This is a genomic window from Pseudoxanthomonas jiangsuensis, from assembly GCF_010093185.1.
GTDB lineage: Bacteria > Pseudomonadota > Gammaproteobacteria > Xanthomonadales > Xanthomonadaceae > Pseudoxanthomonas > Pseudoxanthomonas jiangsuensis.
Map to the genome: position 1 here is coordinate 75,772 of NZ_PDWL01000005.1, position 12,767 is coordinate 88,538.

Genomic DNA, 12,767 nt, shown 5'->3' on the forward strand with positions numbered 1-12,767 from the left:
TCACGCCGCGGCCTGCCGGAATTCGGGAGTGCGGGCCAGCCGCGAAAGCGAGAACACGGCCCAGTCGGCGTCGTCGCCATGGAAGGCGCGCTCGATGAAGTGGGCGTAGCGGCCCTGGGCCAGCGGCCCGGGATCGATCGCCTGTTCCTGGGCGAAGCCGCGCTGGCCGTACAGCTCGTCGATGGTCAGGGCCACGTCGCCGCCCTGCTGGCGCATGACCAGCACCCGCTGGCCCTCGTGCAGCACGGTGCGCTCGCCTTCCAGGAACAGCTTCAGGTCGACCACCGGGAACAGGTTGCCGCGCAGGTTGCCGATCCCCAGCAGCCAGGGCTGGCCGCCCGGCACCGGGGTGACCGGCGGCATCGGCAGGATCTCGACCACCTCGCCGAACGGCGACACCAGCCGGCGCTTGCCGACCCGGTAGCCGACCCCGCGCCAGGTGTCGGCGCCCAGCTCGCGCGCCGGCAGCTGGACCACGTGCGCCAGGCTGCGCTGCTCGTAGTCGGAGAGGATGTCGAACGGAGTGCGCATCAGCCGCCCACCAGCTGGTTGATCCGCGCGACCAGGTCTTCCTCGCGCGGCGGTTTGACCACGTAGTCGACCGCGCCCTGGCGCATGCCCCAGGCCCGGTCGGTCTCCATGCTCTTGGTGCTGACGATCAGCACCGGGATCTTGCTGGTGGCCTGGTCGCGACTGAGCGCGCGGGTGGCCTGGAAACCGCTCATGCCGGGCAGGACCACGTCCATCAGCACCAGGTCCGGCAGCTCCTTGCGGGCGATGGCGATGCCGTCCTCGGCATTGGTGGCCAGGATCACCTGGTGCCCGCCGCGCTGCAGCCATTGGGTGAAGACGGCGCGGTCGGTCGGCGAATCTTCGATCAGCAGGATTCGAGCCATGTTGTTGCCTGCCCCCCCGGTCAGGCGTTGACGTACGTACGGATGGCGTTGAGCAGTTCTTCGCGGGTGAAAGGCTTGGTCAGGTACTGCTCGGAGCCGACGATGCGGCCGCGCGCCTTGTCGAACAGGCCGTCCTTGGACGAGAGCATGATCACCGGCGTGGACTTGAACTTCTGGTTGCCCTTGATCAGCGCGCAGGTCTGATAGCCGTCCAGGCGCGGCATCATGATGTCGACGAAGATGATCTGCGGTTGCTGGTCGGCGATCTTGGCCAGGGCCTCGAAGCCGTCGCTGGCGGTGACCACCTCGCAACCCTCGCGCTTGAGCAGGGTCTCGGCGGTGCGGCGGATGGTCTTGGAGTCATCGATCACCATGACCCGCAAGCCGCCCAGTTCCCCCGTGGGGGAGGTGTTCTCAGTCATTACCCTAATTCCCCTTGCGCGCGGCGCTTCATCGTTCCGGCGTCGCTGCGATGCGTCTATATCCCAGCACGGCCCGGTACTGTCAAGCCCGGCCACGCGCGGCGCGGCGCCTGAACGGTAGGCTGGGAACCCCGTCGCAGTTGCGCGCCGACCTCCAGGCAGGCCCGGCCAACCCGGCGGACGGCCGGGCCGGATCGGCTAACATCGGCGGCCCCACCTGCCTGCCGCCGCCATGCCCCTGGACGTCATCGTGGTGATGGACCCGATCGGGTCGATCAAGATCGCCAAGGACACCACCTTCGCCATGCTGCTGGAGGCCCGGCGCCGCGCCCACCGCCTGCACTACGTCCGCCCCGGCGGGCTGTCCCTGCGGGACGGCCGCGCCCTGGCCGTGGCCGCGCCGCTGGCGGTGCGCGACGACAAGGCCGGGTGGTACGAGCTGGGCGCCTTCGCCGAGCTGGCCTTCGGCCCGGGCCAGGTGGTGCTGATGCGCAAGGACCCGCCGGTCGACGCCGAGTACCTCTACGACACCCAGGTCCTGGACATCGCCCGCCTGGCCGGGGCGCAGGTGGTCAACGACCCGCGCGGCCTGCGCGACTTCAACGAGAAGCTGGCGGCGCTGCTGTTCCCGCAGTGCTGCCCGCCGACCCGGATCAGCCGCGAGCCGGCCGAGCTGAAGGCCTTCGCCGCCGAGCACGGCAAGGTCGTGCTCAAGCCGCTGGACGGCATGGGCGGGCGCTCGATCTTCCTCAGTCAGGCCGGCGACCCCAACCTCAACGTGATCCTGGAGACCCTGACCGACGGCGGCCGCAAGCTGGCCCTGGCCCAGCGCTACCTCCCGGAAATCTCCATGGGCGACAAGCGCATCCTGCTGGTCGATGGGGTGCCAGTGGACTACTGCCTGGCGCGGATCCCGCAGGGCGACGAGTTCCGCGGCAACCTGGCCGCCGGCGGCCGCGGCGAGGGCCGCCCCCTGAGCGAGCGCGACCGCTGGATCGCCGCCCAGGTCGGCCCGGAGATGAAGCGCCGCGGCATGCGCTTCGTCGGCCTGGACGTGATCGGCGACTTCCTGACCGAGGTCAACGTCACCAGCCCGACCTGCGTGCGCGAACTGGACGCCCAGTTCGGCCTGAACATCGCCGGGCTGCTGTTCGACGCGATCGAGCGCGACCCGACCGGGGCCGGACCGGGCGCCACCGCCGGCCCGGCATGAGCGCCGCCGGCACGGCCGTCGCCCCGCCGCGGATCGGCGAGAACCAGCGCCTCGGCGCGACCCTGGTGCTGTCGCTGCTGGCCCACGGCATCCTGATCCTGGGCCTGGGCTTCGCCTTCGACGACGATGCCCCGCTGGTGCCGACCCTGGACGTGATCTTCAGCCGCACCCAGACCCCGCTCAGCCCCGAGCAGGCCGACTTCCTGGCCCAGGCCAACAACCGCGGCGGCGGCGAGCACGAGCGCGCCCAGCGCCCGCGCGACCCGCAGGCCGGGGCGATCCCGCTGGCCGAACCCGGCCAGGCGCCGCTGCCCGAACGCCAGCGCGCGGCCGTGGAGACGCCGCCGCCGGAGGCGCGGGTGGTCGCCAGCCGCCGCGGCGAGGATCCGGTGCCGGCCGCCCAGCCGCAGCAACCGCTGCCGGAACCGCCGCTGCCGCCGGTCAGCGAGGCACGGGCCCGGCGCGATGCGGAGATGGCGCGACTGGCGGCCGAGGTCTACCTGCGCTCGGAGCTGTACGCCAAGCGCCCGACCCGCAAGTTCGTCTCGGCCAGCACCCGCGAGTACGCCTACGCCAGCTACCTGCGCGCCTGGGTCGACCGCGCCGAGCGGGTCGGCAACCTCAACTACCCCGACGAGGCCCGCCGGCGCCGACTCGGCGGCCAGGTGGTGGCCAGCGTCGGCGTGCGCCGCGACGGCACCGTGGAGAGCATCCGCATCCTGCGCTCAAGCGGCACGCCGCTGCTGGACGCCTCGGTCGAGCGCATGGTCCGCCTGGCCGAGCCGTTCCCGCCGCTGCCCGACACGCCCGACAAGGTCGACATCCTGCACGTGACCCGCACCTGGGTGTTCGTGCCGGGCGGGCAGATGCGGACGGAGTAGCGGGCGCGTAAACGGAAAACGCCGGCACGGGGCCGGCGTTTCGATCGACGCATCCGAAAGCGGAACCGGGTCAGTACTCGCCCTGCCATTGGCCCAGCGCCGCCTGGCCATTGGCCCGGGCGCGCGCGTACACCGCGTCCCGCGCCTTCTTCGCATTGCCGGCCATGTCCTTGGCCCACAGCTTCAGCGCCGCCTGCTGCATCGCCCGGCCGTAGGAGAAACTCAGCGCCCACGGATTGGGGCCGAGGCGGTTCATCGCGTCCAGGTGCGCGGTCGCGTCCTCGTCCTCCTGGCCGCCGGACAGGAACACCACGCCCGGCAGGATCGCCGGCACCGTGCTCTTCAGGCACATCAGGGTCGACTCGGCCACTTCCTGGATGCCGGCCTGCTCCTCGCAGTCCTTGCCCGAGACCACCATCGACGACTTGAGGATGGTGCCCTCCAGCAGCACGTTCTGCTCGTACAAGGCCCCGAACAGCGACCGCAGCACCGCCTCGGTCACCTCGTAGGCGGTCTCGATGTCGTGGCTGCCGTCCATCAGCACCTCCGGTTCGACCATGGGCACCAGCCCCTGCTCCTGGCACAGCGCCGCGTAGCGCGCCAGCGCATGGGCGTTGACCTCGATGCAGGTGCCGGTCGGGATGTCGTCGCCGATGGTGATCACCGCCCGCCACTTGGCGAAGCGCGCACCCAGCCGGTAGTACTCCTCGAGCCGGCCGCGCAGCCCGTCCAGGCCCTCGGTCACCAGTTCCCCCGGGAAACCGGCCAGGGCGGTGGTGCCCTTGTCGACCTTGATCCCCGGGATGATCCCGTGGTCGGCCAGGTACTTCGCGAATGGCACCCCGGCCCTGGTCGACTGGCGCAGGGTCTCGTCATAGAGGATCGCGCCGGAGACGTGCTCGGACAGCCTGGGCACGGTCAGCAGCAGCTCGCGGTAGGCGCGGCGGTGCTCCTCGCTGTTCTCGATCCCGACCGCGGCGAAGCGCTTGCCGATGGTGGTGTTGGATTCGTCGATGGCGATGATGCCCTTGCCCGGGGCGACCATGGCCTGGGCGGTTTCGGCGAGCTGTTCGATGCTCATGGCGGCTTCCTGCGCGCGGCGTGGGGGATTGCCGGCAATTATAGCCGTGGGGTCATGAGTGCCCTCCCGCGTCGCGCGCGGGCCCGGGCCGGCAGAAGCGCCACCGGAAACGACACGGGCGCCCTGCGGCGCCCGTGCTTCAACCCTGGTCGGAACCGGCGATCAGAGGTCGCCCAGCCCGCTAGCGCGGCCGTCGGCGCCCACTTCCAGCAGGCGCAGGGTGTTGGTCGCGCCGTGGGTCTCCATGTGCTCGCCGCTGGTGAACACCACCCGGTCGCCACCGGCCAGCATGCCGGCATCGACCAGCACCCGGATCGAGCCGCGCGCGGCCTCGCGCGGGGTCAGGCCGCGGCTGTCGAAGTTGATCGGGAAAACGTCGCGCATCAGCGCCATCCGCCGGCGGGCGCCGTCGTGGCGGGTGATCGCGTAGATCGGCGCCTTGGCCCGGAAGCGCGACAGGAAGCGCGGGGTACCGCCGGATTCGGTCATGGCCACGATCGCGCGCACGCCGATGTGCTCGGACACGAACATGGTGGCCATGGCGATCGCCTGGTCGGCGCGCTCCAGGTTGCCCGGGGCCTTGCTGAAGTCGGCGTCGGCCTGGAACTGGTTCTCGGCGCCCAGGCAGATCCGCGCCATCGCCTCCACCGCCTTGACCGGATAGGCGCCGGCGGCGGTCTCGGCCGACAGCATCACCGCGTCGGTGCCGTCGATCACCGCGTTGGCCACGTCCAGCACCTCGGCGCGGGTCGGGATCGGGCTTTCGACCATCGACTGCAGCATCTGGGTGGCGGTGATCACCACCTTGTTCTGCGCCAGCGACTCCTTGATGATCTTCTTCTGCAGGCCCGGCAGCTCGGCGTCGCCGATCTCCACGCCCAGGTCGCCGCGGGCGACCATCACCACGTCGGAGGCCTCGACGATCTCGACCAGGTTCTCGATCGCCTCGGTGCGCTCGATCTTGGACACCAGCGCCGCATCGCAGCCGTGCGCGCGGGCGATCTCGCGGGCGTCGTTCATGTCCTGGGCGTTGCGGCAGAACGAGACGGCGATGAAGTCCACGCCGATCTTGGCGACGATCCCGATCAGCTCCTTGTCGCGCTCGGTCAGCGCGCCCAGGGACAGGCCGCCACCCTGCTTGTTCAGGCCCTTGCGGTCCGACAGCACGCCGTCGTTGAGCACGGTGTTGACGATCCGCTCGCCCTGGACCTCGACCACCTGCAGCTGCATCAGGCCGTCGTCCAGCAACAGCACGTCGCCGGCCTTCACGTCGCCGGGCAGGCCGAGGTAGCTGACGCCGACCTGGGTGGTGTCGCCCGCGGGCGCATCGGTCGAGGCCACCAGGTCGAAGCGGTCGCCGGCCTTGAGCGCGATCTTGCCTTCGGTGAAGCGCTCGATCCGGATCTTCGGGCCCGGCAGGTCGGCCAGGATGCCGACCTCGGCGCCGACCCGCTGGGCCGCGGCGCGGACCTCGGCGGCGCGCTTGGCCTGGCCGGAGGGATCGCCGTGGGAGAAGTTCAGGCGCACCACGTTCACGCCGGCACGGAACAGCGCCTCCAGCACGCCCGGCGGATCGGTGGCCGGTCCGAGGGTGGCGAGGATCTTGGTGCGGCGCAGGCGGTCGGTCATGTGCGGAGGGGTCCCGAAAAAAGGCAGGGAAAACTACCACAAGCCGGGCGCCGTTTCCGGCAGCGCTGTCATCGCCGGCGCAGGGCGCGCGGCCCAGCGCTGGCGCTGCGCGACGACATACGGGGGCGCATGGGCATGCAATACTGATACCGCTACCATAGGCGCTTCGCCGCCGCAGCCTCGCCCTGTCCCCGGATGTCCCGCGATGTCCTCCGGGCCAGCGCAGGCTACGATGCCGGCCCACGCTCACTCCAACGCAGCGCATACCCGACATGACCGCCTCCGATACCGCCGCCCCTTCCCGCCTGCAGCAGCTGCGCGAGCTGTCCGTGGTGGTCGCCGACACCGGCGACTACGACGCCATCGCCCGCCTGCGCCCGGTCGACTGCACCACCAACCCGACCCTGGTGAAGAAGGCCCTGGACCTGCCGGTCTACGCCGAGCTGATCGAGCGCGAGCTGGCCTGGGCCAGGACCCAGGGCGAAGCCGGCAAGGCGGCTGTCGACAAGGCAATCGTGGACGAGGTCGCCGACCGCCTGACCGTCGGCGTCGGCGCGATGCTGACCGCCCTGGTCCCCGGCCGGGTCTCCACCGAGGTCGACGCCGACCTGGCCCACGACACCGCCGCCACCGTGGCCAAGGCGCGCAAGTTCGTGGCCATGTACGCCGAGCGCGGCGTGCCGCGGGAGAAGATCCTGATCAAGGTCGCCGCCACCTGGGAGGGCGTGGAGGCCGCGCGCCAGCTGCAGGCCGAGGGCATCGACTGCAACCTGACCCTGATCTTCAACCCCACCCAGGCCATCGCCTGCGCCGAGGCCGGCGCGTTCCTGATCTCGCCGTTCGTCGGCCGCATCCTCGACTGGTACAAGGCCCGCGGCCAGGTACCGGCGACGATCGACGAGGACCCGGGCGTGAAGTTCGTGCGCGGGGTCTATGCCGAGTTCAAGAAGCGCGGCGCGGCCACGGTGGTGATGGGCGCCTCGTTCCGCTCGGCCGAGCAGGTGCTGGCGCTGGCCGGCTGCGACCGCCTGACCATCTCCCCGGACCTGCTGGAGCAGCTGGACGCCTCGACCGGCACGGTCGAGCGCTGCCTGGTGCCGGTGCCGCGCGAGGAGCGCACGCTCGCGCCGGTGACCGCGGCCTCGTTCGCCGCCGACCTGGCCGCCGACGCGATGGCCAGCGAGAAGCTGGCCGAGGGCATCGCCGCCTTCGCCAAGGACCTGGACGCGCTGCGCGCCGACATCGCCAAGCGCCTGGCCTGACAACCCGGCCGCGATGACCTTCAACCGGCTGCTGCTGGCCGGCCTGCTGCTCGGGCTGGCCGGCTGGTGGTTCTCCGGCAACCGCCGCGCCGGCGACGTGCCCGCGGCGGTGGACGCCAGTGCCGGCTGCCCGCTGCCGCCGGCCCTGCGCGAAAGCGGGCCGCCCTTGCAGAGCGAGGTGCCCGACGGCATGCGGCCGTTCGCGATGCAGGCTTCCACCCTGGTGCCGCTGGCCGGCTTCAGCCTCGAGGCGCGGGTGTTGTCGCGCAAGGACTACGGCCACGGCCGCGAGGCCGACTGGTCGCCGACCGACCTGGCCCTGGGCTGGGACGGGATGGCCCGCGACGAGGTGCTGCAGCGGCTGGACATCAGCCAGTCCGGGCGCTGGTACCACTACCGGTGGCAGGGCGATCCGCCGTTGCCGCCGCGCGAGATCGCGCGCAGCAGCGCGAACATGCACATGATTCCCAGCAGCTCGGCGGTGGCCGAGGCGCTGTCGCGGGTCGAGCAGGGCCAGCGGGTGCGCCTGGACGGCTGGCTGGTGGAGGTCAAGGCCGACGACGGCTGGCGCTGGCGCAGTTCCACCAGCCGCAACGACACCGGCGGCGGCGCCTGCGAGGTGGTGTACGTGTGCGGGATTTCGGCCGAGTAGCTTCCGGTGCTGCCCCACCTTGGCGGTTGCGATCGCCCGGGGAGCTTCCTAGATCGCGCAGGACACCCCGGTGCCGCCCAGCCCGCAGTAGCCGTTCGGGTTCTTCGACAGGTATTGCTGGTGATAGTCCTCGGCGTAGTAGAACGCCGGGGCCGGATACGCGATCTCGGTGGTGATCGCCGGGTAGCCCGAATCCCGCAGCTGCCGCTGGTAGGCCTCGCGGCTGGCCAGCGCCGCCTCGTACTGCGCAGGCGTGTGGCAATAGATCGCCGAACGGTACTGGGTACCCACGTCGTTGCCCTGGCGCATGCCCTGGGTCGGATCGTGGCTCTCCCAGAACAGCCGCAGCAGCGTGGCGAAATCCACCTGCGCCGGGTCGTAGACCACCCGCACCGCCTCGGTATGCCCGGTCATGCCCGAGCACACTTCGTCATAGCTGGGGTTCGGCGTGCCGCCGCCGGCATAGCCCACCGCCGTGGTGAACACCCCCGGCTGCTGCCAGAACTTGCGTTCGGCGCCCCAGAAGCAGCCCAGGCCGAAGTCGACCACCTCCATCCCCGCGAAACCGCCGTCCGCCGCGTCGCCGCGCAACGGCCGGCCGTGGACATGGTGGACGTTGTGCAGCGGCAATGGCTGGCCGCGGCCGGGCAGCAGGTCCTGTTCGCGCGGCATGCGCTGCTTCCAGCCGCCGACGCCGAGCAACGATCCCAGGTCCATCGCTTCCTCCTTCAGGCCGGCTGCAGGCCGGGTTCGTCGCCTGAAATGGGGTCCGCGGCCGCCTCGCGCAAGCCGTCGCCAGCCAACCCGGCTTCCGCCAGCGCCGCCCCGGCCTGCGCCAGGTACGGATCGGGCACGCAGACCCGCAGCACCCCGAACAGCGGCAGCTCGCCGGCCGCGCCCAGCAGGTTCTCGCCGAACACGAAGGCCGGGATCTCCGCGTCCTCCAGCACGTGCCGGGCCAGGTGGGCATCGATCAGGTTGTGGGCGCGATAGACGACCTGCATGGCGGATTCCTCCGTGGCCGGGGACACTGGCTTTCGGCCCAGCTTACGCCGCGTGCCGGAGAGGTCGATGAACGGCGCCGGCACCCGCCCGGGCGTCACGCGATCGACGGCCGGCCGCGGCACGCGCAGGACCGCAAGCCTGAACATGCCCGGCCTCCGGGCGCTGGGCCGGCAGCGGCTCGGCTAAACTTGCCGTTTGCCTTCGCAGCCTTCTCCCGCCATGTCCGACCCGAACACGCTCGCCGACGCCGCCCCGGAAAATCCCGCCCCCGACGCCCCGGCATCGGAGAAACGGGATTTCATCCGCCAGATCGTGCGCGAGGACCTGGCCAGCGGCAGGCACACCGCGATCAGGACCCGCTTCCCGCCCGAGCCCAACGGCTACCTGCACATCGGCCACGCCAAGGCGATCTGCCTGGACTTCGGCGTGGCCGCCGAGTTCGGCGGACGCTGCAACCTGCGCTTCGACGACACCAACCCGGCCAAGGAGGATCCCGAGTTCGTCGCCGCGATCCAGGACGACGTGCGCTGGCTGGGCTTCGACTGGGCCAGCCTGCGCCACGCCTCGGACTACTTCGGGGTCTATTACCTGGCCGCGCAGAAGCTCATCCGCGACGGCAAGGCCTTCGTCTGCGACCTGAGCGCCGAGGAAGTGCGCGCCTATCGCGGCAGCCTGACCGAGCCCGGCCGCAATTCGCCCTACCGCGAGCGCAGCGTCGAGGAGAACCTGGACCTGTTCGCGCGCATGCGCGCCGGCGAGTTCGCCGACGGCGCCCGCACCCTGCGCGCCAAGATCGACATGGCCTCCGGCAACATCAACCTGCGCGACCCGGCGCTGTACCGGATCAAGCACGTCGAGCACCAGAACACCGGCGCGGAGTGGCCGATCTACCCGATGTACGATTTCGCCCACGCCCTGGGCGACGCGATCGAGGGCATCACCCACTCGCTGTGCACCCTGGAGTTCGAGGACCACCGCCCGCTGTACGACTGGTGCGTGGACAACGTCGACCTGGCCGGCCACCCGGAACTGCTGGAGCCGCTGGCCGCCAAGGGCCTGCCGAAGGAAGCGGCCAAGCCGCGCCAGATCGAGTTCTCGCGCCTGAACATCAACTACACGGTGATGAGCAAGCGCAAGCTGACCCAGCTGGTGGCCGAGCACCTGGTCGACGGCTGGGACGACCCGCGCATGTACACCCTGCAGGGCCTGCGCCGCCGCGGCTACACCCCAGCCTCGCTGCGCCTGCTGGTGGACCGGGTCGGGATCAGCAAGCAGAACTCGGTGATCGACTTCTCGGTACTGGAAGGCTGCCTGCGCGAGGACCTGGACGCGAGCGCACCGCGGCGCATGGCCGTGATCGATCCGCTGAAGCTGGTGCTCGCCAACCTGCCGGAAGGCCACACCGAATCGCTGACCTTCCCCAACCACCCCAAGGACGAATCGCAGGGCGAGCGTCAGGTGCCGTTCGCGCGCGAGCTGTGGATCGAGCGCGAGGACTTCGCCGAAGTCCCGCCCAAGGGCTGGAAGCGGCTGGTCCCGGGCGGCGAGGCGCGGCTGCGCGGCGCCGGCATCGTCCGCATCGACGAGGTGGTCAAGGACGATGCCGGCGAAGTGATCGAGCTGCGCGGCTGGCTGGATCCGGAATCGCGCCCGGGCATGGAAGGCGCCAACCGCAAGGTCAAGGGCACGATCCACTGGGTCAGCGCGGCGCACGCCGTGGCCGCCGAGATCCGGCTGTACGACCGCCTGTTCTCGGTGGAAAAGCCGGACGACGAATCCGACGGCAGGACCTACCGCGACCACCTCAACCCGGAATCGAAGAAGACGGTGCAGGGCTGGCTCGAGCCGGCCGCGGCACTGGCCGCGCCAGAGCAGTCGTTCCAGTTCGAGCGCACCGGCTACTTCGTCGCCGACCGCCGCGACCACACGCCCGAGCGGCCGGTGTTCAACCGCAGCGTGACCTTGCGCGACACCTGGGCGGCGGGCTGAGTACGCCGATGCTGTACGCCCAGGTCCACCTCACCCTGCCCGCCTGGATCCACGAGGCGTTCGACCAGGGCGCGACCTTCGCTTCCGACGAGGACAAGGTCGCGCTGGCGATCGAGCTGTCGCGGCGCAATGTCGAGGCCCGCAGCGGCGGGCCGTTCGGCGCGGTGGTGTTCGGTCCCGATCATCGGGTGATCGCCACCGGCGTCAACCGGGTTTTGCCGCACAGCACCTCGCTGGCGCACGCCGAAAACATGGCCTATATGCTGGCCCAGCAGAGGCTGCAGACCCCGCGCCTGAACGACGTGCTCTCACCGGTGACCCTGGCCACCTCCTCGCAGCCGTGCTGCCAGTGCTACGGCGCCACCGTCTGGGCCGGGATCGACCGGCTGCTGATCGGCGCCCGCGCCGAGGACGTGATGGAGCTGACCGAATTCGACGAAGGCCCGTTGCCGGCCGACTGGATCGGCGAACTGGAAAAGCGCGGCATCGCGGTGGCCCGCGACCTGATGCGCACCGAGGCGCGCGCGGTGCTGCGTGCCTACGGCGAAGGCGGCGGCGAGCGCTACTGACCGCATGGACGGCCTGCTGGGCTACTGCCGCCAGGGCTTCGAACCGGAGCTGGCCGCCGAACTGGGCGAACGCGCCGCGCAGGCTGGGATCGCCGGCTACGCCCGCGCCAGCCGCGACGACGGCCACGTGCTGTTCGTCACCGGCGACGCCGCCGACGCCCGGGCCCTGGCCCGCGCCCTGCCCTTCCGCGACCTGGTCTTCGCCCGGCAGAAGCTGCGATTGCTGGCCGAACTGCGCGGACTCGATCCGAAGGACCGGCTGACACCCCTGCTGGCCGCCCTGCCCGCGGACCTGCGCCTGGGCGATGTCTGGGTCGAGCACCCGGACTCGGACGCCGGCAAGCCCTTGTCGGCGCTGGCGCGCAGCTTCGGCAACGCCCTGCGCCCGGCGCTGCGCAAGGCCGGCCTGCTGTCGGCCAGGGAGGACCCGCGGCTGCCGCGGCTGCACGTGTGCTTCCTGGCCGGCGACCACGCCCTTCTGGCCCTGGCCGATCCCCGCGACAGCTCGCCGTGGCCGCTGGGCATCCCCCGGCTGAAGCTGCTGCCGGAAGCACCCTCGCGCTCGGCCCTGAAGCTGGAGGAAGCCTTCCTCACCCTGCTCGACGCCGGCGAGCGCGAGCGCCTGCTGCGCCCCGGCATGACCGCCGCCGACCTCGGCGCCGCCCCCGGCGGCTGGACCTGGGTCCTGACCCGCCAGCACCTGCGGGTCAGCTCGATCGACAATGGCCCCCTGCGCCAGCACGTGCTGGACACCGGCCTGGTCGAGCACCTGCGCGCCGACGGCTTCCACTGGCAGCCCTCGCGGCCGCTGGACTGGATGGTCTGCGACATGGTCGAACAGCCCAGCAAGGTCGCCGCGCGGATGGCGCAGTGGTTCCGCGAGGGCTGGTGCCGGCACGCGGTGTTCAACCTCAAGCTGCCGATGAAGAAGCGCTGGCAGGAAACCCGGCAATGCCTGGACCTGTTCGCCGCCCAGGCCGGGAAACCGCTGACCGTGCGTGCGCGCCAGCTGTACCACGACCGCGAGGAGATCACGGTGTTCGCCACGCCGGCGACCTGAACGGCGCGGCGGGAACTCCCTTGTAGGAGCCGGTCTTGCCGGCGACCGTGGAGGCGGACGGATCATTGGCAACCGGCTTCACGCACACGCATCCGCCATGGCGGTCGC

The 12,767-nt window shown here is 71.2% G+C and carries 14 protein-coding genes; 7 read left to right on the forward strand and 7 right to left on the reverse strand.

Annotated features, from left to right (window positions below; genetic code table 11):
• From CSC62_RS04720 to pilG, 3 genes are read right to left on the reverse strand one after another with little or no spacing between them, the layout of a single operon-like run.
• Positions 1-531 (reverse strand): chemotaxis protein CheW, encoded by a 531-nt coding sequence (locus CSC62_RS04720; protein WP_162405019.1) that lies wholly within the window; start codon positions 529-531, stop codon positions 1-3.
• Entirely contained in the window at positions 531-896 is a 366-nt protein-coding gene (locus tag CSC62_RS04725) for a response regulator (RefSeq protein ID WP_162405020.1), read from the reverse strand. Before CSC62_RS04725 ends, CSC62_RS04720 begins: the two co-directional genes overlap by 1 nt.
• 20 nt (positions 897-916) lie before the next feature.
• A complete protein-coding gene (gene pilG, locus CSC62_RS04730) occupies positions 917-1,318 on the reverse strand; it encodes a twitching motility response regulator PilG (RefSeq protein WP_162405021.1) in 402 nt (133 codons plus the stop codon).
• Positions 1,319-1,550: 232 nt separating this feature from the next.
• Between pilG and gshB the strand changes: the two genes are divergently transcribed.
• Both gshB and CSC62_RS04740 read left to right on the forward strand, forming a co-directional pair.
• Positions 1,551-2,531, forward strand: a complete 981-nt coding sequence (gene gshB / locus CSC62_RS04735; protein ID WP_162405022.1) for a glutathione synthase — start codon at positions 1,551-1,553, stop codon at positions 2,529-2,531.
• Entirely contained in the window at positions 2,528-3,412 is an 885-nt protein-coding gene (locus tag CSC62_RS04740) for an energy transducer TonB (protein ID WP_162405023.1), read from the forward strand. Before gshB ends, CSC62_RS04740 begins: the two co-directional genes overlap by 4 nt.
• 70 nt (positions 3,413-3,482) lie before the next feature.
• On the opposite strand, the gene CSC62_RS04745 is transcribed toward CSC62_RS04740, so the two are convergent.
• Both CSC62_RS04745 and pyk read right to left on the reverse strand, forming a co-directional pair.
• Entirely contained in the window at positions 3,483-4,493 is a 1,011-nt protein-coding gene (locus CSC62_RS04745; RefSeq protein ID WP_162405024.1) for a class I fructose-bisphosphate aldolase, read from the reverse strand.
• A 162-nt stretch (positions 4,494-4,655) separates the two neighbouring features.
• Positions 4,656-6,122, reverse strand: a complete 1,467-nt coding sequence (pyk, locus tag CSC62_RS04750) for a pyruvate kinase (RefSeq protein ID WP_162405025.1) — start codon at positions 6,120-6,122, stop codon at positions 4,656-4,658.
• A 272-nt stretch (positions 6,123-6,394) separates the two neighbouring features.
• On the opposite strand from pyk, the gene CSC62_RS04755 reads away from it, so the two are divergent.
• Positions 6,395-7,384 carry a transaldolase gene (locus CSC62_RS04755; RefSeq protein ID WP_162405026.1) on the forward strand — a complete coding sequence of 330 codons (990 nt, stop codon included), beginning with the start codon at positions 6,395-6,397 and terminating at the stop codon, positions 7,382-7,384.
• A 13-nt stretch (positions 7,385-7,397) separates the two neighbouring features.
• Entirely contained in the window at positions 7,398-8,036 is a 639-nt protein-coding gene (locus tag CSC62_RS04760; protein ID WP_162405027.1) for a hypothetical protein, read from the forward strand.
• 48 nt (positions 8,037-8,084) lie between these two features.
• Here CSC62_RS04760 and msrA read toward each other — a convergent pair whose 3' ends face one another.
• Both msrA and CSC62_RS04770 read right to left on the reverse strand, forming a co-directional pair.
• Positions 8,085-8,738, reverse strand: a complete 654-nt coding sequence (msrA, locus tag CSC62_RS04765) for a peptide-methionine (S)-S-oxide reductase MsrA (protein WP_162405101.1) — start codon at positions 8,736-8,738, stop codon at positions 8,085-8,087.
• 26 nt (positions 8,739-8,764) lie between these two features.
• A complete protein-coding gene (locus CSC62_RS04770; protein WP_162405028.1) occupies positions 8,765-9,040 on the reverse strand; it encodes a putative signal transducing protein in 276 nt (91 codons plus the stop codon).
• Positions 9,041-9,260: 220 nt separating this feature from the next.
• On the opposite strand from CSC62_RS04770, the gene CSC62_RS04775 reads away from it, so the two are divergent.
• Genes CSC62_RS04775 through rlmM form a run of 3 tightly spaced genes read left to right on the forward strand, consistent with a single transcriptional unit; the run spans position 9,261 to position 12,659 of the window.
• Entirely contained in the window at positions 9,261-11,030 is a 1,770-nt protein-coding gene (locus CSC62_RS04775; RefSeq protein WP_162405029.1) for a glutamine--tRNA ligase/YqeY domain fusion protein, read from the forward strand.
• A gap of 8 nt (positions 11,031-11,038) precedes the next feature.
• On the forward strand, positions 11,039-11,599 hold the full coding sequence (locus tag CSC62_RS04780; RefSeq protein WP_162405030.1) for a nucleoside deaminase: 561 nt from the start codon (positions 11,039-11,041) through the stop codon (positions 11,597-11,599).
• A gap of 4 nt (positions 11,600-11,603) precedes the next feature.
• On the forward strand, positions 11,604-12,659 hold the full coding sequence (rlmM, locus tag CSC62_RS04785) for a 23S rRNA (cytidine(2498)-2'-O)-methyltransferase RlmM (protein ID WP_162405031.1): 1,056 nt from the start codon (positions 11,604-11,606) through the stop codon (positions 12,657-12,659).
• The last annotated feature ends 108 nt before the right edge of the window (positions 12,660-12,767 follow it).

What these genes read in the sequence shown, in the direction of transcription:
- CSC62_RS04720 (WP_162405019.1), bottom strand. Translation starts at nt 531, where the DNA reads ATGCGCACTCCGTTCGACATCCTCTCCGACTACGAGCAGCGCAGCCTG.
- CSC62_RS04725 (WP_162405020.1), bottom strand. Translation starts at nt 896, where the DNA reads ATGGCTCGAATCCTGCTGATCGAAGATTCGCCGACCGACCGCGCCGTC.
- pilG (WP_162405021.1), bottom strand. Translation starts at nt 1,318, where the DNA reads ATGACTGAGAACACCTCCCCCACGGGGGAACTGGGCGGCTTGCGGGTC.
- gshB (WP_162405022.1), top strand. Translation starts at nt 1,551, where the DNA reads ATGCCCCTGGACGTCATCGTGGTGATGGACCCGATCGGGTCGATCAAG.
- CSC62_RS04740 (WP_162405023.1), top strand. Translation starts at nt 2,528, where the DNA reads ATGAGCGCCGCCGGCACGGCCGTCGCCCCGCCGCGGATCGGCGAGAAC.
- CSC62_RS04745 (WP_162405024.1), bottom strand. Translation starts at nt 4,493, where the DNA reads ATGAGCATCGAACAGCTCGCCGAAACCGCCCAGGCCATGGTCGCCCCG.
- pyk (WP_162405025.1), bottom strand. Translation starts at nt 6,122, where the DNA reads ATGACCGACCGCCTGCGCCGCACCAAGATCCTCGCCACCCTCGGACCG.
- CSC62_RS04755 (WP_162405026.1), top strand. Translation starts at nt 6,395, where the DNA reads ATGACCGCCTCCGATACCGCCGCCCCTTCCCGCCTGCAGCAGCTGCGC.
- CSC62_RS04760 (WP_162405027.1), top strand. Translation starts at nt 7,398, where the DNA reads ATGACCTTCAACCGGCTGCTGCTGGCCGGCCTGCTGCTCGGGCTGGCC.
- CSC62_RS04770 (WP_162405028.1), bottom strand. Translation starts at nt 9,040, where the DNA reads ATGCAGGTCGTCTATCGCGCCCACAACCTGATCGATGCCCACCTGGCC.
- CSC62_RS04775 (WP_162405029.1), top strand. Translation starts at nt 9,261, where the DNA reads ATGTCCGACCCGAACACGCTCGCCGACGCCGCCCCGGAAAATCCCGCC.
- CSC62_RS04780 (WP_162405030.1), top strand. Translation starts at nt 11,039, where the DNA reads ATGCTGTACGCCCAGGTCCACCTCACCCTGCCCGCCTGGATCCACGAG.
- rlmM (WP_162405031.1), top strand. Translation starts at nt 11,604, where the DNA reads ATGGACGGCCTGCTGGGCTACTGCCGCCAGGGCTTCGAACCGGAGCTG.